This is a genomic window from Xylanimonas sp. McL0601, from assembly GCF_049852175.1.
GTDB lineage: Bacteria > Actinomycetota > Actinomycetes > Actinomycetales > Cellulomonadaceae > Xylanimonas.
Map to the genome: position 1 here is coordinate 2,058,990 of NZ_CP187527.1, position 20,031 is coordinate 2,079,020.

A 20,031-nucleotide genomic window follows, 5' to 3' on the forward strand; every position below is an offset into this window, starting at 1 on the left:
TCGACCCATGAGCGCCACCGAGCCCGAGTCGGGTGTCCCGCTGCTGCTCGTCGAGGACGACGACGACATCGCGGCGATGACCTCCGAGATGCTCGCGGAGGTGTACGACGTCGACCGCGCCCCCGACGCCGAGGAAGGGCTGCGCTTTGCCCTTCGCCGCCACTACGAGGTCGTCGTCGTGGACCGGCGGCTGCCCGGGATGGACGGCGTCGGCCTCGTCAAGGCGCTGCGACGGGCGCGGATTCGCACGCCGGTGCTCATGCTCACGGCGCTGGGCACGGTCGAGGACCGCATCTCGGGTCTCGACGGCGGCGCCAACGACTACCTGGTCAAGCCGTTCGACTTCGGCGAGCTGACGGCCCGCCTGCGCGCGCTGCGTCGCGGCTTCGCGGCCGACGGCGACCGGCGACGGCTGGGCGACTGGGAGTTCACCCCTCACGACCGGACGATGTACTCGCCGATGGGCGGGCGCGTGCTGCTCACCGCGACCGAGTCGGCGCTGGTCGAGCTCCTGTCCACCAGTCCCGACCACGTGTTCTCGCGCGAGGAGCTGCTCACCACCGCGTTCGGTCCGGACGACAAGCCCGGGACGGTCGACGCGTACGTGCACTACGTGCGCCGCAAGACGGACCGCGACGTCATCGAGACCGTGCGGGGGCACGGCTACCGAGCAGGGGCGCCCCTGTGACGCGGGCCCGCCCCGCGACGCGCGACGAGGAGCGCGTGCGCCGCACCACGGTCTCGGTGGGCATGTACGTCGCGGCGGCGTCCGCGCTCGCGACGACGGTCGGCACGCTGGCCCTGCTGGGGGCCGTCGCCCTCAGCTCCCGCCACGAGCGCGGCGAGGCCTCCGGCGCGCAGCCGCCTCCGCCGGGTCAGCCCGTGGAGGCGCAGTGGGTCGTGGACCGCGACCGGATCATCGTGCTGGTCATCGTCACGGCGGTCCTGGGCGTGGTCGCGCTCGGGGTGGTCGGCTGGTTCGCGGCGCGGCGCGCGGTCGCGCCGCTGGCTGAGGCTCTGCGGGTGCAGCGCAACTTCGTCGCCGACGCGAGCCACGAGCTGCGCACCCCGCTGACCGTGCTCGACAGCCGCATCCAGGTGCTCCAGCGCCGGCTCGAGCGTGGCGAGCCGGCTGACGACGTGGCCGCGCGGCTGCGTGCGGACGCCCAGGCCATGAGCGCCGTCCTCGGGGACCTGCTGCTCGCCGCCGAGCAGACCGAACGCCCCGAGCCCGCGGCGACCCCTGTCGTCGAGGTCGTCGAGGCTGCGGTGGCGTCGCTGGCCCCGCTCGCCGACGCCGCAGGAGTGCTCGTGCACCTGCACGCCCCCGCGGTCACGCCGTTCGCGGCGGTGCCCGAGGTGCCGCTGTCGCGGTGCGTCGTCGCGCTGGTCGACAACGCGCTCCAGCACGCGCCCCGCGGGTCGGCCGTCACGGTCGACGTCGAGGTCGACGGCGAGGAGGCGGTGGTCCAGGTCGCCGACGAGGGCCCAGGCATCCGCGGGATCGCCGTCGAGCAGGTCTTCGAGCGGTTCTCGCACGGACCCGAGACGGGTCGGCGGCGCGGCTTCGGGCTCGGGCTGTCGCTGGTGCGCGACGTCGCCCAGCGCGTCGGCGGGAGCGTCGACGTCGCCTCGACGTCGAGCGACGGGACGACGTTCGTGCTGCGGCTGCCCCTGGCGCGGTGAGCCTCAGCGCGCCTGGTCGATCGCGTCCTGCAGCGAGCCGATGTAGCCGTTGCTGGTGTACGTCGCACCGGAGACCATGTCGATCTGGCCGTTCGTGGTGCCGGCAGACTCGCTCTGGAGCTGCGGGATCGCATAGTTGTTGATGGCCAGGTCGCGGCGCGAGGTGTTCGGGTAGTCCGTGGCGGTCGCCGCGGTGACCTTCCCGCCCGAGATGGTGACGCTGACCCGCACGGGACCGTACGGGGTGTCCTGGCGGGTACCCGTATAGGTGCCGTCCTTGAGGCCCGACGCCGGCTGCGCCGGGGTGTTGACAGGCGCCGGCTGGGCCGGGGTGCCGGCAGGCGACTTCTGCTGGGTCGGGGTGGGCGATGGCGAGCCCTGCGCCGGTGGGGGAGTCGTCTGCGCGTTGCCCGCCTGAGCGGTCGGCGTGGGCGGGAGGCTGGTCGCGGAGACGACCTCGGTCGAGGTCTTGTAGCTGAACAGCAGCACGATGCCGCCGACGGTCGCGAACACCCAGGTGGCGATCCTCTTCACGATGCGGCTCCTCAGTTCGAGAACGACTCGGCGTGGATGCGGGATGCCCGGACACCGGCGGCATCCAGGTCCTTGCGGACGGCGGCCATCCAGGGGTCCGGGCCACACAGGTATACGTCATAGGCGTGCAGCGGGCCGGCCATCTCGCGCAGGATGTCCTGGCCGGCCCAGGTGGAGTACTGCGTGGGAAGCCACGACGGGCCTCGTGACGCACGCGCGCCGTCGAGGCGGTACCACCGTAGCGATCGCCGCGTGACGAGGTCCTCGAGCGCGTCCGTCAGGAGCGCGTCCTGCGGGGCGTGGTCGCGAGTGATGATCGTCGCCTCGCCGCGGCGCCACGGCTGCTCCTGCAGCAGCGCGACGAGCGGCGCGACTCCCGCGCCGGCGCCGAGCATGAGCAGCTTGCGGCCGGTGCGCTCTGCGCCGGTCATGCGCCCGTAGGGACCCTCGACCAGCACACGCGTGCCGGGTCGCATCTGCGCCATCCGTTCGGTGCCGTCGCCAACGATGCGGGCAGCGATGGCGTAGCGGTCGCGCCGGGGCGCTTGCGCGAGCGAGAACGGGTGGGCCCGGGTCCAGCCGGGGCCGTCGAGGAACCGGAAGACGAAGAACTGCCCGGCCACCGCGCCCAGAAGGTGCAGGTGGCGTCCGCGCAGGTGCACGGTGATGCCGCGGTCGCCGTCGGGCACCACGGCCTCCACGTGCAGCCCGTGCCATGCCGAGCGCGCCAGGGGCACGGCGACGCGGAAGACGACGACCGACCCGGCGGCCAGCGCCCACAGGGTCCACCAGTAGACCGTGGCGAGCGGGGACGACAGGAAGTCGGCGCCCGTCCACAGCTGGTGCGGCAGGGCGAGGCCCACGCCGACGTAGGCGTAGAGGTGCAGCAGGTGCCACGACTCGTACCGCAGCCTGCGGCGTGCAGCCCGGATCGAGAGCACGACGACGGCTACGAGCGCCGTCGTGCCGGCGGTCGCCAGCAGCATCCCGGGGTAGGAGACGACGAAGTCCCACGTCTGTGCCCACCAGCCGGCGTTCCCGGTCGCGGCATAGCCGAGCACCACGAGGGCGATGTGCGCGAGCATCAGCCAGAACGACCAGAAGCCGGTCAGCCGGTGCCAGCGCGTGATCTTGTCGCGACCCAGGCCGCGCTCGAAGACCGGTACGCGGGCCATCAGCAGCACCTGGTAGAGGAGCAGGTTCGACGCCGCCAGGCCGGTCGCACGGCCGAGCGTCGTCAGCGCGTCACCGCCGCCCGCGAACAACGCCTGGATACCGCCACCGCGCAGCCACAGGGCCGCGACAATGACGCTCGTTCCCCAGATCACCGCGGCGGATGCGGGGCCCCAGGCGCTGCCTGACCGTTTCCGCGTCGCCGGACGGCGGGGCGTCGATCGGCTCATCAGGGTCGATGTCATGCCGTCATCGTGTCGGGGCGCCACCAATGCGACGCCAAGAATGCAGGTTTCCGCGTAAGTATCGCGTGGTTGCTCACCTGCTCTTCACAATCCGAGGGCGCGAGTTTGGCGAGGCTTGCCTTTCTTGCAGCACCGTTGAATGGGCTTTGGCAAGCCTGCGCTTGCTTGAAGGATTTCATTTGCTTGGTGACCATGAAGTATGTCCCGGATGGTTTCCGCTGCGCGCAGCTTTCCGTTTCTCACCGCGACCCTCGCCGTCATCGCCACCGCGGGGGTGCTCGCCGCCGTCTGGCCGGTCGCCGTGCCCTGGCTCCTGGGCGTCTACGCCGGGGCGATGGCGCTGCGGTCCGCGATCGCGATGGTGCGCGAGCTGCGGTCGGGCACGTTCGGCGTCGACATCCTTGCGGTGACCGCCATCGGGTCGACCGTCGCGGTCGGTGAGTCGTGGGCAGCGATCGTCATCGTGCTCATGCTGACCGGCGGCGAGGCGCTCGAGGTGTACGCGGCCGGGCGCGCCCGCAAGGACCTGACCGCGTTGGTGTCGAACGCGCCGCGCACCGCGCACCGCCTCGAGTCCGACGGGACGGTGCACGACGTCGACGTCGACGAGGTCGAGGTGGGCGAGCAGGTGCTGGTGCGGGCGCACGAGATCGTGCCGTTCGACGGCGTGCTCGTCTCTCCGGCCGGCGTGTTCGACGACTCGTCCCTGACGGGGGAGTCGCTGCCGCAGGAGCGCGTCGCCGGCGACACCGTCTACTCGGGCGCGATCAACGGCGCCGGGGCGGTCACGATCGGGGTCGCCGAGCGCGCCGCGGACAGCCAGTACCAGCGCATCGTCGCGCTCGTCGAGGAGGCCTCCGCAAGCCGCGCGCCCATGGTGCGCTTGGCCGACAGGTATGCGCTCCCGTTCACTGCCGTCGCGCTCGCGATCGCGGGGGTCGCGTGGTGGGTCTCGGGCGACCCGGTCCGGTTCGCCCAGGTGCTCGTCGTCGCCACGCCCTGCCCGCTGATCATCGGTGCCCCGGTGGCGTTCATGGCCGGCATGAGCCGGTCGGCGCGCCGCGGCGCGATCGTCCGGTCCAGCGCCACGCTCGAGAAGCTGCACCGCGCGGCGACCTTCGCGTTCGACAAGACGGGCACCCTCACGCGCGGCACGCCCGCGCTGACGGACGTGCGCACGGCTGCGTGCTTCGACAGGGACACGCTGCTGCGGCTGGCCGCCAGCGCCGAGCAGGCGTCGGCACACGTGCTCGCCGGCGCCATCGTGAGCGGTGCGACGGCCCGTGGCCTCGCGTTGCCGGTGCCCCAGGACGTCGCGGAGATCACCGGTGGCGGCGTGACCGCGACGGTCGACGGCGTCCGCGTCGCCGTCGGGAAGCGGGCTTTCGTCGCCGAGCGCACAGGCGTCCACGTGCCCGAGCCCGAGCTCTCGCCCGGCGAGCTGGCCGTGCACGTGGCCGCCGACGGCGCCTACGCCGGCTGCGTCGTGCTGCGTGACGAGCTGCGCCCCGATGCGGCGTCCACCGTCGCACGGCTGCGGTCGCACGGAATCGGGCGCGTCCTGATGCTGACCGGCGACGAGGAGGCCACGGCCCGGCACATCGCAGACCAGGTCGGCATCGACGACGTGCGGGCGGGCTGCCTGCCCGCGGACAAGGTCGCCGCCGTGCGCGACGTCGCCGACCGGCCGGTGGTCATGGTGGGCGACGGCGTCAACGACGCTCCCGTGCTCGCCGCCGCCGACGTCGGCATCGCGATGGCCGCGCGAGGCTCCACGGCCGCGACCGAGTCGGCCGACATCGTGATCCTGCCCGACGAGATCGGGCGCGTGGCCGAAGCGCTCGAGATCGGGCGGCACACCGTGAACGTCGCGCTGCAGAGCATCTGGCTCGGCATCGCCGTCAGCGTCGCACTCATGCTCGTCGCGACCACGGGCGTGCTCCCCGCCGTCGTCGGGGCGTGGCTGCAGGAGGCCGTCGACGTCATCGCGATCGCATGGGCCCTGCGGGCGATGGGCCCCGGGGTGCGGACCTGGCGCCGCACCCGCGGCGCGCTGGCGCGGGCGGTGGCGGACGCGCCCGCAGAGGTCGAGGCGGCGGCACCGGTGCCCACGACCGTCTGATCCGGTGCGCGGTGGGCGCGCGCGGTCGCGGGTGCAGGCGTGGGATCGGCGAGGGGACGATGGGAGGCGGGCGCCCGCCCGAGGCGACCGAGGAGGCGCGATGCTCGCGTGGCAGGTGACGTCACCCGGGGAGCTGCGGCGAGCAGAGCTGCCGGTGCCGCAGCCGGCCCCGGACGACCTGCTCGTGTGCGTGCGAGCCTGCGGTGTGTGCCGCACCGACCTGCACGTCCTCGACGGCGACCTGCCGCCGCACCGGTCGTCGGTGGTCCCCGGGCACGAGGCGGTGGGCGAGGTCGTCGCGATCGGGTCGGCCGTCGCCGGGTGGGCCATGGGCGACATGGCCGGCATCGCCTGGCTGCGCCATACCTGCGGCACGTGCGCCGACTGCCGCGCAGGCCGCGAGAACCTGTGCCGCGACTCGCGATACACCGGCTGGGACGCCGACGGCGGTTACGCCGAGTACGCGACCGTCCCGGCGGACTACGCCTATCCCTGGCCGTCGGGCCTCGACCCGGCGACGGACGCGCCGCTGCTGTGCGCGGGCATCATCGGGTACCGGGCTCTGCGCCGCGCCGAGCTTCCGCCCGGCGGCGTGCTGGGGCTGTACGGGTTCGGCGGGTCGGCCCACCTGACCGCCCAGCTGGCGCTCGCAGCCGGAGCGCGCGTGCACGTGCTCACGCGCGGCGACGATGCGCGGCGGCTCGCGCTCGAGCTCGGCTGCGCGTCGGCGTCGGACGCGTACGACGCGCCGCCCGAGCCTCTGAACTCGGCGATCCTGTTCGCACCGGTCGGCGACCTCGTGCCCGTCGCGCTCGGGGCATTGCGCCCTAGCGGGACGCTCGCCGTCGCCGGCATCCACCTCACCGACATCCCGCCGCTCAGCTACCAGCGCCACCTGTTCCACGAGCGCACGCTGCGGACCGTCGAAGCCAACACGCGCCAGGACGGGCGCGAGTTCCTGGCCGAGGCCGCGCGCATCGGGGTCCGGGTGCACGCCGTGCGGTATGGGCTCGACGAGGCCGACCGCGCTCTCGCGGACCTGCGGGACGGCCGGTTCGCGGGCGCCGCCGTGCTGTCGTGAGGTCCGTGTACCGACCGGCCCAGGACCGAAGACCGCGACCGGGTGACCTTGCGCCCTATGCCGACCCGCCGAGCAGTGGTGGCGTGGATCTCGAGGTGCCCTCGCCGGTGTGGGCACGTGAGCTCAGGAGGCTCGACCATGAAAGCGCTCGTGTACCACGGCCCAGGTGCCAAGGTGTGGGAGGAGGTGCCGGACCCGCAGATCCAGCGGCCCACCGACGCCATCGTGCGGATCGACACGACGACGATCTGTGGCACCGACCTGCACATCCTCAAGGGCGACGTCCCGGCCGTGCAGGACGGCCGGATCCTCGGCCACGAGGGCGTGGGCACGGTCACCGCGATCGGGTGAGGCGTGCAGAGCGTCGCCGTCGGCGACCACGTCATCATCTCGAGCATCACGGCGTGCGGAGCGTGCGCGTACTGCCGTCGCGGCCTGTACTCGCACTGCCTCGCCGACGAGGGTGCGTCCGGGATCGGCTGGATCCTGGGGCATCTCATCGACGGCACGCAGGCCGAGCAGGTCCGCATCCCGTTCGCCGACAGCTCGCTGCACAAGGTTCCGGAAGGTGTCGACGACCAGTCGGCCGTCATGCTCTCCGACATCCTGCCGACGGGGTTCGAGATCGGCGTACGCAACGGTCACGTCACACCCGGCGACGTGGTCGCCGTCGTCGGTGCCGGCCCGGTGGGCCTGGCGGCCGTCATGACGTCGATGCTCGACGGCCCGAGCAGCATCATCGCGATCGACCTCGACGCCAACCGCCTGGACCAGGCGCTGCGATTCGGTGCCACCGACGCCGTCAATGCCGGCGACCCGGACTGGTACGACCAGGTCATGGCCATGACCGACGGCCTGGGGGTCGACGTCGCGATCGAGGCCGTCGGGATCCCGGACACGTTCACGATGTGCACGAAGATCGTGCGCCCGGGCGGGCACGTCGCCAACATCGGCGTGCACGGCCACCCGGTGGAGCTGGAGCTCCAGGACCTGTGGATCAAGGACGTCACCCTTGACCACCGGACTGGTGAGCACGTCGACGACGCCGATGCTGCTGCGCCTCGTGGCGCACCACAAGTTGCCGGCGGGCGCGTTCGCGACCCACACGTTCGGCCTCGACCAGATCGACGAGGCCTATGAGACGTTCGGTCACGCCGCCGACACCAAGGCGCTCAAGGTGGTCCTGAACCGCTGACGGGCTGGTCGCGCCGCTGGGGGTATGGCTTCGGGCCATGCCCCCAGCGGCGCGTTGCCCTACTGCGCTCAGAGGGAGCCGCGGGGAGCGTGCCGCGGAGGCGAGAGTCCTGAAGCGTGCGCACGCTGGCGGCATGAGCGGCTGCCTCCCGGACGAACGCGTGCGCCCCGCGCTGAGCCTGCAGCGCTGGGAGCGCATCACGTTCGTGCACTGGCGCTACCCGGTGCGAGCGCTGGAGCCCTTCGTCCCGGCAGGGCTCGAGCTTCAGCAGCTCGACGGCGCCGCCTGGGTGGGGTTCACCCCCTTCGTCCTCAGCGGGTTGCGGGTCCCCGGGTTTCCGCCGGTGCCGCGCTGGTCCACGTTCGCCGAGGTCAACCTGCGCACGTACGTCACGGACGGTCGGCGCGACGGCGTCCTGTTCCTCCGGGTGCACTGCGCCCGCCGGCTCGTGACCGCCGCCTTTCGCGCCGGGCTCGGCCTGCCGTACGTGCACGTCCCCGGCACCTTGAGCACACGTGGCAGCACGACGACGTACAGCGCCGCTGGTGCGCGGGTCGTCGTCACTGCCGGAACGCGTGTCGATGCTGACCCCCTCGTGGCGTCGCTGACCGGCCGATGGTCCGCCTTCACGCGACATGCGGGACTGCTGTGGCGCATTCCGATTGAGCACCCGCCGTGGCCCCTGCACGAAGCTCGCTTGGGCCACCTCCACACCGACATGTTTCATGCGGCCGGGCTTCCGGAGCCCGCGAGCAGACCTCTGGTCCACTACTCCTCCGGCGTGGACACGAGGATCGGGGCGCCGCGCCTGGCGGCCCGCGCACCGGCGTCGTCGTCCGCCTGAGCGTCGGTTGGTGGGCCGGCAACCGGCCGTGCGCCTGACGCGGCTCAGGTCGCGGAGGCGTCGACGACCCGGAACACCGGGTATCGGTCGACAGCCCGCGTCGGGGCCGAGCATCGAGACGAGGTAGCGCTCGCGGCCGAGCGTGGCGAGCACGAGCGGGACCTGGATGGTCCTTCCCGACGTCCGCCCGCGGACCTCGAGTACGACGAGCCGGTCGACGCCCACGCCGCGCGACCCCGCGCCGACGTCGACGCGCAGCAGCGCACGCGCGAGCCGGTTCGGGCTCCCGCCCCGGTACATCCAGCGGCGGAAGGCGTAGCGGGGGCCGCGCAGCGTCAGGACGTCGGTCAGCCGCGTCACCGCTCCAGCGCACCATCTGAGGCGCGCACGTGCCTAGGGCCCAAGGTCCCGGAGCGTCGCCTGGCAACCTGTCCACGCACCTGACGGCCACCGCCTCCGACGACGGCGTCCCGTACGACAGCGAGCTCACCTACCGGGGGGAGACCGTGTCGGCACCCACCGGTGCGAGCGTCATCTCTGACGCGACCCGCTCCGGCGAGCAGCCGCAAGGCTCGCCGGGGCGGGTCGTCACCGTTCGGGCCGCAGGCGCCGGCCGGCCGCTTCGACCGCCGCGGCCGCGCCTATCGACGCCAGGAGCAGCAGGGCGCTCCCGACGACGTCGAGCACGAAGTGGTTACCGGTGGTGATCACGACGCCGACCATGAGCAGCGGGAACAGCCACACCAGTAGCGCCAGCCGCGGGCGCCCACGGCGCAGGGCCAGCCAGGCCGCATAGGCGGCGAGGGCCGACCACCCCACGTGCAGGCTCGGCATGGCCGTGAGGTTGGCGCCGCCGGCCACGTCGGGGGAGGCGGCCGTCCCGAACAGGTCGTGCTCGGCCACGACGTCGACGATCCCGGCAGGCGGCAGCGGCGCGCCGGCCGCGCCCCGCACCGCGGCCGGCGATCACGGCACCACGACGGCGGGGCGGGTGTCAGCCACCGGCCCATGGTAGGACGGGTGAGCACGCCACCAGCGAAGAGCACGCGGCAGCACGCCCGGAGGTGCACGGATGAACGTCCCGACCCTGACCCTGAACAACGGCGTCACGATGCCGGCACTGGGCCTCGGCGTCTTCCAGAGCCCGCCCGAGGAAACTGCTGCCGCCGTCGCGGAGGCGCTCGCAATCGGCTACCGCCTCATCGACACGGCGGCGGCGTACCACAACGAACGCGAGGTGGGCGAAGGGATCCGGCGGGCCGGCGTGGGGCGCGACCAGGTCTTCATCGAGACGAAGGTCTGGGTGAGCGACTACGGCTACGACGAGACGCTGCACGCGTTCGACAAGGCGACGAGCAAGCTCGGCGTCGAGCAGCTGGACCTGCTGATCCTGCACCAGCCCGCCACCGACCGGTTCGAGAAGACGATCGCCGCGTACCAAGGGCTCGAGACCCTGCTGCGAGACGGCAAGGTGCGCGCGATCGGCGTCAGCAACTTCATGCCGCACCACCTGGCCGAGCTGCTCGACGGGACGCAGGTCGTCCCCGCCGTCAACCAGGTCGAGCTGCACCCCTACTTCACGCAGCCGGCAGTGCAGGCGGCGAACGCCGAGCACGGGGTCCTCACGCAGGCGTGGTCGCCGATCGGCGGCATCACCTTCTACCCGGGGTGGGGCGAGGACCGGCGGAGCGTCATGCAGGACCCGACGCTGCGCCAGATCGCGGGGGAGCACGCGAAGACCGCGGCGCAGGTCATGCTCCGCTGGCACCTCCAGCAGGGGCGCTCGGCGATCCCGAAGTCCACGAACCCGAGGCGCATCGCCGAGAACTTCGACGTCTTCGGCTTCACGCTCACCGACGACGAGCTGGCCCGGATCGACGCGCTCGACACCGGCGTGCGCAGCGGGCCGGACCCCGACGTGCCCAGGCCCGACCGGTTCGCGATGGTGATCCCAGAGGCGTGACACCCGACCGACCCGGCGCCGGCCGATGAACGGCGCCGGCCTGCGGGGACGCGCGCCCCGTGTGAGCCTGGGTGCCATGCACAGCCACCTGCCCGCGCCTGGACGGCGGCTGCCCGTCAGCACCTACCGAGTCCAGCTCGGGCCGGACCTGAGCTTCGCCGACGTCGAGAAGTCGCTGGGCTACCTCGAGGCTCTGGGCGTCACCGACCTGTACCTCTCGCCGGTGCTGCGGGCGGCGCCCGGGTCGACGCACGGCTACGACGTCGTCGACCACTCGCGCGTGAGCGACGTCATCGGCGGGCGTGCCGGGCTCGAGTCGCTCGCCACGGCAGCGCACGCGCGCGGCATGGGCATCGTGGTCGACGTGGTGCCCAACCACATGGCCGTGCCGACCCCCGCATGGCACAACCGGCAGATGTGGTCGGTGCTCAAGCACGGCCCCGAGTCGCCGTACGCGCGCTGGTTCGACGTCGACCTCGGCGACGGACAGTCGGGCATCCTGCTCATGCCGGTGCTGGGCTCGCGCATCGGTGACGTGCTGGCCGCGGGCGAGCTGTCGGTGGAGCGCATGGTGGTGCCCACGGAGCCGGACGCGGGCGAGCAGGCGGTGCTGCGCTACTACGACCACGTCTTCCCGGTCCGCCCCGAGACGGAGAACCTGCCGCTCGCGGAGCTGGTCGGGCGGCAGCACTACCGCCTCGCCTACTGGCGCGTGGCCGACGAGGAGCTCAACTACCGCCGGTTCTTCGACATCGGCACGCTGGCCGGCATCCGGGTCGAGGTGCCCGAGGTGCTCGACGCGACCCATGCGCTGCTGTTCGAGCTCTACGACGCCGGCGTGGTCGACGGTTTCCGCATCGACCATCCCGACGGGCTCGCCGACCCGCGCGGCTACCTGCGCCGGCTTCGTGACGCCACGGGCGGCGCGTGGGTCGTGGCCGAGAAGATCCTCGAGGGCGACGAGGAGCTGCCCGACGACTGGCCCGTGGCCGGCACCACCGGCTACGACGCGGCGTGGCGCCTGCACGCGCTGCAGGTGGACCCCGCCGGCGCGGTGCCGCTCGCGGCGCTCATGGGGGAGGTCACGGGCGGGCACGCGGACCTGCCTGCCGTCATCGAGCAGGCCAAGCGCCAGATCGTCGAGACCTCGCTGTACGCGGAGGTCCACCGGGTGACGTCGCTGCTCGCGGCGATCTGTCACGACGACGTGCGCCTGCGCGATCACACGTTCCGCTCGCTCGGCGACTGCGTCGTCGAGCTCGTCGTGGCGTTCGACCGCTACCGCGCCTACGTCGTGCCGGGCGAGCCCGCGCCGCCCGCGGCCGCGCGGGTGCTCCACCGGGCGGCCGACGTCGCGCGGGGCCGGCTCGACCCCGACCGGCACGACACGCTCGACGTCGTCGTCGACCTGCTGCTCGGGAAGGAGGTGGGGAGCGCCGGGCGCACGTTCGAGGAGCGCCGGGCCGAGCTCATGGTCCGCTTCCCGCAGGTGTGCGGCGCCGTCATGGCCAAGGGCGTCGAGGACACGGCGTTCTACCGGTGGACGCACCTGGTCAGCCTGTGCGACGTCGGCGGTGCACCGGAGCGCTTCGGCGTCGACCCCGACGAGCTGCACGCCTTCGCGCGCCGGACCGCGGCCGCGTGGCCCGGGACCATGACCGCCGGGTCCACCCACGACTCCAAGCGCGGCGAGGACGTGCGCGCGCGGATCGGCGCCATCGCCGCGCACTCCGACGCGTGGGTCGCGCTCGTCCGCCGGCTGCGCACGGAGACGGCCGAGCTCCGGCCTGCGGACCTCGACGGCCGGACCGAGAACCTGCTGTGGCAGACGCTCGCGGGGACGTGGACCGCGGACGGCCCGATCGAGGCCGAGCGGCTTACCGAGTACCTCCTCAAGGCGTCGCGCGAGCAGAAGGAGTGGACCATGTGGACCGCTCCCGACGCCGACCGGGAGCAGGCGATGACCCAGTACGCCGCCGCGCTGCTCACCGACCCCGAGGTGGTCGCCGCCTTCGACACCTGGGTCGCGAGCGTCGCACCGACGGTGCGGCGGTCGGTGCTCGCGACCAAGCTGCTCCAGCTCATGCTGCCCGGCGTCGCCGACGTCTACCAGGGCAGCGAGGTCACCGGGACGTCGCTCGTCGACCCCGACAACCGCCGCCCGGTCGACCTGGGCGCGCTCGCGTCCCGGCTCGCGCGGCTCGACGGTGGCCGGACGCCGTCGGACCTCGACGACGAGAAGCTCGCCGTGGTCGCCGCCGCGCTGCGGACCCGGCGGGAGCACGCCGAGGCCTTCGTCGGCGAGGTCGCCGGCTACGAGCCCCTGCCCAGCACGAGCGGGCACGCGATCGCGTTCACGCGGACCGCCAACGGCGTCCCGCGCGCCGCCGTGGTCGCCACGCGCCTGGCCGACGCGGGACCGGCCGCGCGTGCGCTCGCCGAGGCCACGATCGTGCTGCCCGAAGGCCGCTGGCACGGCGCCCTCACCGGGCGCACGCACGACGGCGGGCCCGCGCAGCTCGGCGACCTGCTGGGCGCCTGGCCGGTGGCGCTGCTCGTGGCGGACGACGATGCCTGACCTGCGCCCCTTTCCGGGCTCGCCGGCGCCCGTGCGCGTCTGGGCCCCGCGCGCCCGCACGGTGACGCTCGTGCTCACCTTCGGCCCCGACGTCGTCGACCGGCTTCCCATGGCACCCGAGGACGACGGCTGGTGGCGCTCGCGGCAGGAGCTGGAGCCCGGCACGGACTACGCCTTCTCGCTCGACGACGGCCCACCCCTGCCCGATCCGCGCAGCCCGTGGCAGCCGGCCGGCGTGCACGGGCTCTCGCGGACGTTCGACGCGGGCCTCCACACGTGGGCCGACGACGCGTGGCCGGGGCGCTCGGTGCTGGGGGCGGTCTTCTACGAGCTGCACGTCGGCACGTTCACGCCCGAGGGCACGCTCGACGCCGCGACCGAGCGCCTCGACCACCTGGTGGGGCTCGGCGTCGACGTCGTCGAGCTCATGCCGGTCGCGGCGTTCAACGGCCGGCACGGCTGGGGCTACGACGGCGTCGCCCTGTGGGCGGTGCACGACCCGTACGGCGGGCCGGCCGCGCTGCAGCGGTTCGTCGACGCCGCGCACGCACGCGGCCTCGCGGTCTGCCTCGACGTCGTCGACAACCACCTGGGCCCGTCCGGGAACTACCTCGGCCAGTTCGGGCCGTACTTCACCGACCGGCACAGCACGCCGTGGGGCGACGCGGTCAACCTCGACGGCGACGACGCCGGGCCCGTGCGGGCGTTCGTCGTCGAGAAGGCGCTGCGCTGGCTGCGCGACTTCCACGTCGACGCGCTGCGGCTCGACGCCGTGCACGCGCTCGTCGACGACTCCCCGCGGCACGTGCTCGCTGAGCTGGCCGACGCGGTTGCCGCGCTCGAGCGCGAGCTGGGGCGGCCGCTGTCGCTCGTCGCCGAGTCGGACCTCAACGACGCGCGCATGGTCACGCCGACGGGGCAGGCGCTCGACGGCCGGCCGGGCCTGGGCATGACGGCACAGTGGTCGGACGACCTGCACCACGCCCTGTACGCGCTGCTCACCGGCGAGCGCCAGGGCTACTACGTGGACTTCGGGTCCCCCGAGACGCTCGCCAAGGCGCTCTCGCGCGTGTTCGTGCACGACGGCGGCTGGTCGACCTTCCGTGGCCGCGACTGGGGCGCCCCCGTGCCTGACGACGTCGACGGGCGTCGCTTTGTCGTCTGCTCGCAGAACCACGACCAGGTGGGCAACCGTGCGCTGGGCGACCGGCCGTCGCGGGTGCTGCCGGGCGGCAGGCTCGCCGTCAGCGCTGCCGTCGTGCTCCTCGGGCCCGGCACGCCGCTGCTGTTCATGGGCGAGGAGTGGGGCGCCTCGACCCCGTTCCAGTACTTCACCGACCACGGCGAGCCCGAGCTCGCCGAGGCCGTGCGGGAGGGCCGCGCGGCCGAGCTCGCTGCGCACCGGTGGACCGAGGTCTACGGCCGGGAGATCGAGGTGCCGGACCCGCAGTCGCCCGAGACCTTCGCCCGATCGCGGCTCGACTGGGCCGAGCTCGAGGGCGCGCCACACGGAAGGCTGCTTCAGACCTACCGCGAGCTCGTGCGTCTGCGGCACGCGCTGCCCGAGGTGGCGTCCGGGGACCGCCGCGCCACGCGGGTGCGCACGGGCGACGGCTGGCTGGTCATGACGCGTGGGGGTACGGCCGGTGCGACCGACGTCGTCGTGTGCTGGTCGGACGACGGCGCGGTCGTGCCGCTCGACGGCGAGGGCCGCGAGGTGCTTCTCGCGTGGGCGCCCGTGGACGTGCAGCCGGCGCCGGACGCGACGACCACCGTGACCCTGCACGAGCCGGGGTTCGCGGTGATGCGCCGCCAGGCAGCGTCGTAGCCGGCTCAGTGCGCGGTCTCGGCGTCCTCGTCCCCGATGTGGCCGGCGCCGTTCGCGTCGAGGACGCGCTGCACGAACGCGAAGTACTCCTCCATGTAGTGCCGCAGAAAGCCTGCCGTGATCTCGTTCCGCACCTCACCGTCGGGGCCGAACTCGTCGGGCTTGAACGTGATGTAGGCCTCCGGGGCGTTGAGCTGCGGCGCGTCGAGGAAGCTCAGGACGGCGCGCATCGACGACTGCATCACGGCGGTGCCGATCCCTCCCGGCGATGCCCCGATGATGCCGGTGGGCTTCCGGGCGAACGAGTTCTGGCCCCACGGGCGCGACCCCCAGTCGATGGCGTTCTTGAGCGCGCCGGGGATCGACCGGTTGTACTCGGGGGAGACGATGAGCAGCCCGTCGGACGCCTTGATCGCGTCCTTGAGCGCCCGCCCCTCGGGTGGGTAGTCGGCGTCGTAGTCCGAGCTGTAGAGCGGCAGGTCGCCGATCGGGATCTCGGTGAACTCGAGGTCGTCCGGCGCGAGAGCGATGAGCGCCTCCGACAGCGTGCGGTTGATCGAGCCCGTGGCGAGACTTCCGATCAGGTATCCGATCTTGTACGGCATGGCGGTTCCGTCCCTTCGTCGATCGCGGGGTCGACGACCGGCCCACTCGTCTACCGTGCGCGCGCCGAGGACCACGTGCGAGCGGTCGGCCGCATGCGCGAGGTCGCCGTCACGGGAGGACGGCCCTGGCGCCAACCGCCAGGGCCGTCCTTCGGGTGCGGGCTCAGAGGTCGAACGGGCGCAGCACGGCGCTGATGCCGTGCGCGATCTGGACGTTGCCCTTGTTGATGTCGAGCGCGTACCTGACGAGGTACGGGTCGCGGTCGTTGCGGTCCTTGTCGATGAGGCGCACGAGCGGCCGCCAGCGGTTGATCACGTCAACCCGGAACGTCTCGCCCTGCGCCGTCTTCAGCACGGTGCCGTCGGAGTGAAGCGCCTGACGGGCGGTGATGGTGGCGCCCGGGACTACGTGGTAGAGCAGCACCTGCTCGACCCCGTTGACGCCGGCGGCGCGGACGATCGCGTTGAGCACCCCTCGCTCGGTGTGCTCCCAGTGGTGTGTGAGGTCGAACGCGAAGCGCTGGAAGGCGCGGTCGTTCGGGATGAACGCGGTCAACGGGACGGAGCCCTTGGCGAGCAACCCGACCGGGCTCCCGGGCTTTGCGGCCAGGACCGCGGCGACGGCCTGGTCGACGATGTCGAAGTCGTACCAGTTGTGGTCGAACTTGTCGCCGTCGGATGCGAGCACGGTCGCCAGGCTCCTTGTGCCGAGCGCCGTGTGGTGGTGCGTCCGCGTGGTGGCCGCAGCCGGTGCAGCGAGGGCCGCGCCGGCCAAGGCCGCCACCGTGGCAGCCACTGCCGCGTTCCTCAGGATGTGCCGAATCTTCATGGTCGTGGACTCCTTCGTTCCTCGTCGAGGTGGTGGCCCGTGGGGGCCGCAGGCACGCGGACCGCGCCTGGGTCTTGTTCGCCCGTCGGGGTGGCGGCGGACGCGCCGGCCCGGCGCTCCGCCTCACGCGCCACGTTGCGCTGCATGCCCCCGAAGACGATGCCGTGGAAGGGCTTGACGGCCCACCAGTAGAGCTGCCCGGTGAGCCCGCGCGGGTGGTACAGGGCGCGCTGGGCGAAGAAGGTGCGCCCCGGGCCGTCGGCCGCATAGGGCGACGGCCCGACGTCGGACGCGTCGGTGATCTCGGCGGCGGACTCGTCGACGCGGAGCTCGAGCCAGGCGAGGCCTGGCAGCCGCATCTCGGCGCGCAGCAGCAGTCGCCTGCCGGGCTCGACATCCTCCACGCGCCAGAAGTCGAGCGCGTCGTCAACCCGCAGCCGCTGCTCGTCGCGGCGCCCCCGCCGCAGGCCGGGACCGCCCACCAGGCGGTCGAGCAGCCCGCGGACGCGCCAGGCGAGCGTCCACGAGTACCAGCCGCCCTGACCGCCGATCTCCTCGATGACCTGCCAGAGCACGTCGCGCCGCGCGTCGACGACGCGGCGGCGCTCGTCCGCGTAGAGCGAGCCGCCGGCCCAGTCCGGATCGGTCGGCAAGGGGTCCGACGGCGCACCTGGCACGGAGGCCGACGACCACCGCGTGCTCACCTCGCCGTCGTGGATGCGCTGGAGCGCGAGCTCGGCCGCGTCGTCGAACCCGAGGAGGCCCGCGGGCGGGTCGGGTACGTACTGCTTGATGTCGTCGTCGCGGCAGACCACCTCGTTCGCGAGCGACTCGACGAGCGGGCGGGCGATGCCGGAGGGGACAGGCGTGACGAGACCGACCCACAGGCTCGACAGCCGAGGGGTGAGCACGGGCACGGGCAGGATGAACCGGCTTGGCAGCCCCGCCACGTGCGCGTAGCGCTGCATCATCTCGCGGTACGTGAGGACGTCGGGCCCGCCGATGTCGAACGCCCGTGACACGTCCGGAGGCATCTCGGCCGAACCGACGAGGTAGCGCAGCACGTCGCGGATCGCGATGGGCTGCACCCGCGAGTCGACCCACCGCGGCGTGGTCATCGCGGGCAGCCGCTCGGTGAGGTAGCGCATCATCTCGAACGACGCGGAGCCCGAGCCCAGGATGACCGCGGCTTGCAGGACCGTCGTCGGCACGCCCGAGGCGAGCAGGATCTCGCCGACCTCCTTGCGTGATGACAGGTGGCGCGAGAGCTCAGCCTCCGGCACATCCGGGTACATGCCGCCCAGGTAGACGATGCGCTCGACGCCCGCCTCGCGCGCCGCGCGCGCGAAGGTCAGCGCCGTCCGGCGGTCGCGCGCCTCGAAAGCGGTGCCCGTGCCGAGGGAGTGGATCAGGTAGTAGGCGACCTCGCAGCCTTCGAGCGCGGACCGCGCCTGGTCGAGGTCGCCGGCGTCGGACTCGACGACCTCGACCTGGCCGACCCAGTCACGGCCCGCGAGCCGTGAGGGGTGTCGGGCGAGACCGCGCACGTCATGCCCCGAGCGCAGCAGCTCGGGGACGAGCCGCCCGCCGACGTAACCCGTGACGCCTGTGACTGCGATCTTCATGGCAACGATCACCTCCCCAACGCGATCCAGATCAGCAGCTGCGTGACGAGGAACCCGGTCAGCAGGTTGAGCCACAGGAACGTCCGCCATCCAGCGTGCGCCCGGTCGCTGTCGGCGTCGGCCAGGTGGCGATAGGTCGCGATGCTCGCGATGTACGGCACCACGAGCGCGGCGCTCAGCGCGCCCGGCCATCCGGCCAGCAGGCGGCACTTGGGTGCGTCCGGACGCCCGAGCACACCGGCGATCCGTTCCCAAGCCGGGGTGCCCCGGGCGAGCATCACCAGGGCCGTGCGCTTGCCCTCCCTCAGGTCCGACGACGCGCTCTTTCCTGTGACCGCCGGGTCGCCGAACGTGCCGACCAGGTCGTCACGGAGCTGGAACGCCAGGCCGAGGGCCCGGCCGAGCAGGCTGAGCGAGACTTCCAGGTCCTGACTGCCGGCGAGGAGCGCGGCCGCCCTGAGCGGCAGCTCGAACGTGTACGCGGCGGTCTTGCGCTCGGCCGCCGCGAGGACGACGGCGAGATCCGCGTCGTCCCCGGGCCGGTCGAGGCCGAGCCAGACGTCGGAGAGCTCGCCGTCCGCGGTGACGTGCATCGTCCTGTCGAACAGGTCGAGCAGCGCGGCCGTCACCGAGGCGTGGGCGCCGCACAGAGCCACCTCGCGGAACGCGGTGGCAAGGGCGAGGTCACCGGCCAGGATGCCGGCGGCTGCTCCGTAGGCGTGCGCGTCCTTGGCAGAGGTGCCGGCACGGAGTGCGGTCGCGGCGTACGTGCCCGCGACATTGGGCCGTCCGTGGCGGATGTGGTCGTCGTCGATGACGTCGTCGTGGGCCAGGAACGCGGTGTGCAGGAGCTCGATGGCGCCCGCGACCCGCTCGGCCACGGCCCGCACCTCGCGCGGGCTCGGGCCCCCCAGGTCGTCGTACGCGGCAAGCAGGACGCGCGGGCGGAGGCGGCTCCCGCCCTGGGCCGTTGACCGCAGCACATCCCACACGGGCGACTGTCCTAGACGTCCGGGCTGGAGGGCGCGCGCGACGGCGGTCTCGACGAACGGCGGCCGTTCCGCGTGGGTGGATGAGTCCATGGGTTTCTCCGTTTCCGGTCTTCGCTAGCCTAGCAAGATACTAGCCAGGAGAGCGGCTAGGATGTCAACCATGGATCTCGGGGCAAATGCGGTCTCGTACTGGTACGCCGACGACGAGGACCCGGAACCTCGTCGTCTCCTCGAGGCGCTCCGCGCCTTTCGCCGGGCTGACGAGGCGATGCGCCTCCGGGTGAGCCGGGACATGGACATGAACCTCACGGACCTGCGCGCGTTGCAGCACGTCATCGCGCGCGAGTGGGGCGAAGAGCCCGCGACCCCGAGGTCGCTCGCCACATCCCTGGGGATCTCGACCGCGTCGACGACCAAGCTCCTCGACCGCCTGTGTGCGTCCGGACATCTCGAGCGCCAGCCGCATGCCAACGACCGGCGCTCCGTCGTCGTGCTCGCGTCGCCCAAGGCACACGCCGAGGTCCGCGAGCGCCTCACGCGCATGCACGAGCGCATGCTCGAGGCCGCCAGGGCCGTCCCCGCCCACTGCAAGCCCGCGGTGCGCGACTTCCTGCTCGCGATGGCCGCCCAGATGGAGCAGGGCGACGACGACGCAGCACGCACCGTCGTCGTCGACCACGACGGCGCACCTGAGCCACGTGCGAGCCATCGGCAGCGGCCCTAGCGTGAAT

Annotated in this window: 16 protein-coding genes and 1 pseudogene; 10 read left to right on the forward strand and 7 right to left on the reverse strand. The window is 72.9% G+C overall.

The genetic code is table 11. The features are described from left to right. Positions 1–7 precede the first annotated feature (7 nt). The gene (locus ACO4JP_RS09420) at positions 8–688 is read left to right on the forward strand and encodes a response regulator transcription factor (protein WP_425953431.1); all 681 of its coding nucleotides are present in this window, start codon (positions 8–10) and stop codon (positions 686–688) included. Beyond that, positions 685–1,686, forward strand: a complete 1,002-nt coding sequence (locus ACO4JP_RS09425; protein ID WP_425953432.1) for a sensor histidine kinase — start codon at positions 685–687, stop codon at positions 1,684–1,686. The genes ACO4JP_RS09420 and ACO4JP_RS09425 overlap by 4 nt, the downstream gene beginning before the upstream one ends. Before the next feature lie 3 nt (positions 1,687–1,689). Here the strand turns inward: ACO4JP_RS09425 and ACO4JP_RS09430 are convergent, their stop codons facing one another. Together ACO4JP_RS09430 and ACO4JP_RS09435 are read right to left on the reverse strand one after the other, a co-directional pair. After that, entirely contained in the window at positions 1,690–2,220 is a 531-nt protein-coding gene (locus ACO4JP_RS09430; RefSeq protein ID WP_425953433.1) for an FMN-binding protein, read from the reverse strand. An 11-nt stretch (positions 2,221–2,231) separates the two neighbouring features. After that, positions 2,232–3,638, reverse strand: coding sequence for a ferredoxin reductase family protein (locus ACO4JP_RS09435; protein WP_425953434.1), 1,407 nt, complete (start codon positions 3,636–3,638; stop codon positions 2,232–2,234). Positions 3,639–3,837: 199 nt separating this feature from the next. Here ACO4JP_RS09435 and ACO4JP_RS09440 point away from each other — a divergent pair, with 199 nt between their 5' ends. From ACO4JP_RS09440 to ACO4JP_RS09455, 4 genes and pseudogenes are all read left to right on the forward strand, one after another. Next, a complete protein-coding gene (locus ACO4JP_RS09440; protein ID WP_425953435.1) occupies positions 3,838–5,760 on the forward strand; it encodes a heavy metal translocating P-type ATPase in 1,923 nt (640 codons plus the stop codon). A gap of 100 nt (positions 5,761–5,860) precedes the next feature. After that, a complete protein-coding gene (locus tag ACO4JP_RS09445) occupies positions 5,861–6,841 on the forward strand; it encodes a zinc-binding alcohol dehydrogenase family protein (protein ID WP_425953436.1) in 981 nt (326 codons plus the stop codon). Between the two features lie 138 nt (positions 6,842–6,979). Next, positions 6,980–8,036: pseudogene (locus ACO4JP_RS09450) on the forward strand (zinc-dependent alcohol dehydrogenase family protein). A 133-nt stretch (positions 8,037–8,169) separates the two neighbouring features. Beyond that, positions 8,170–8,880, forward strand: a complete 711-nt coding sequence (locus tag ACO4JP_RS09455) for a YqjF family protein (protein WP_425953437.1) — start codon at positions 8,170–8,172, stop codon at positions 8,878–8,880. A 588-nt stretch (positions 8,881–9,468) separates the two neighbouring features. Here ACO4JP_RS09455 and ACO4JP_RS09460 read toward each other — a convergent pair. Next, positions 9,469–9,834 carry a phosphatase PAP2 family protein gene (locus ACO4JP_RS09460; protein ID WP_425953438.1) on the reverse strand — a complete coding sequence of 122 codons (366 nt, stop codon included), beginning with the start codon at positions 9,832–9,834 and terminating at the stop codon, positions 9,469–9,471. A 118-nt stretch (positions 9,835–9,952) separates the two neighbouring features. Here ACO4JP_RS09460 and ACO4JP_RS09465 point away from each other — a divergent pair, with 118 nt between their 5' ends. From ACO4JP_RS09465 to treZ, 3 genes are all read left to right on the forward strand, one after another. Continuing rightward, entirely contained in the window at positions 9,953–10,843 is an 891-nt protein-coding gene (locus ACO4JP_RS09465) for an aldo/keto reductase (RefSeq protein WP_425953439.1), read from the forward strand. A 76-nt stretch (positions 10,844–10,919) separates the two neighbouring features. Next, positions 10,920–13,421: a malto-oligosyltrehalose synthase gene (treY, locus tag ACO4JP_RS09470; protein ID WP_425953440.1), complete on the forward strand. Its 2,502-nt coding sequence runs from the start codon at positions 10,920–10,922 to the stop codon at positions 13,419–13,421. Beyond that, positions 13,414–15,249, forward strand: a complete 1,836-nt coding sequence (gene treZ / locus ACO4JP_RS09475; RefSeq protein ID WP_425953441.1) for a malto-oligosyltrehalose trehalohydrolase — start codon at positions 13,414–13,416, stop codon at positions 15,247–15,249. Before treY ends, treZ begins: the two co-directional genes overlap by 8 nt. A gap of 5 nt (positions 15,250–15,254) precedes the next feature. On the opposite strand, the gene ACO4JP_RS09480 is transcribed toward treZ, so the two are convergent. The 4 genes from ACO4JP_RS09480 to ACO4JP_RS09495 all read right to left on the reverse strand — a co-directional run bounded on the left by ACO4JP_RS09480 (position 15,255) and on the right by ACO4JP_RS09495 (position 19,390). After that, entirely contained in the window at positions 15,255–15,854 is a 600-nt protein-coding gene (locus tag ACO4JP_RS09480) for an NADPH-dependent FMN reductase (RefSeq protein WP_425953442.1), read from the reverse strand. A 163-nt stretch (positions 15,855–16,017) separates the two neighbouring features. Further along, the gene (locus ACO4JP_RS09485) at positions 16,018–16,683 is read right to left on the reverse strand and encodes a fasciclin domain-containing protein (RefSeq protein ID WP_425953443.1); all 666 of its coding nucleotides are present in this window, start codon (positions 16,681–16,683) and stop codon (positions 16,018–16,020) included. Continuing rightward, positions 16,680–18,308, reverse strand: coding sequence for an SDR family oxidoreductase (locus tag ACO4JP_RS09490; protein WP_425953444.1), 1,629 nt, complete (start codon positions 18,306–18,308; stop codon positions 16,680–16,682). Before ACO4JP_RS09490 ends, ACO4JP_RS09485 begins: the two co-directional genes overlap by 4 nt. Positions 18,309–18,316: 8 nt before the next feature. Next, entirely contained in the window at positions 18,317–19,390 is a 1,074-nt protein-coding gene (locus ACO4JP_RS09495) for a polyprenyl synthetase family protein (protein ID WP_425953445.1), read from the reverse strand. A 70-nt stretch (positions 19,391–19,460) separates the two neighbouring features. Between ACO4JP_RS09495 and ACO4JP_RS09500 the strand changes: the two genes are divergently transcribed. Beyond that, a complete protein-coding gene (locus tag ACO4JP_RS09500; RefSeq protein ID WP_425953446.1) occupies positions 19,461–20,024 on the forward strand; it encodes a MarR family winged helix-turn-helix transcriptional regulator in 564 nt (187 codons plus the stop codon). The last annotated feature ends 7 nt before the right edge of the window (positions 20,025–20,031 follow it).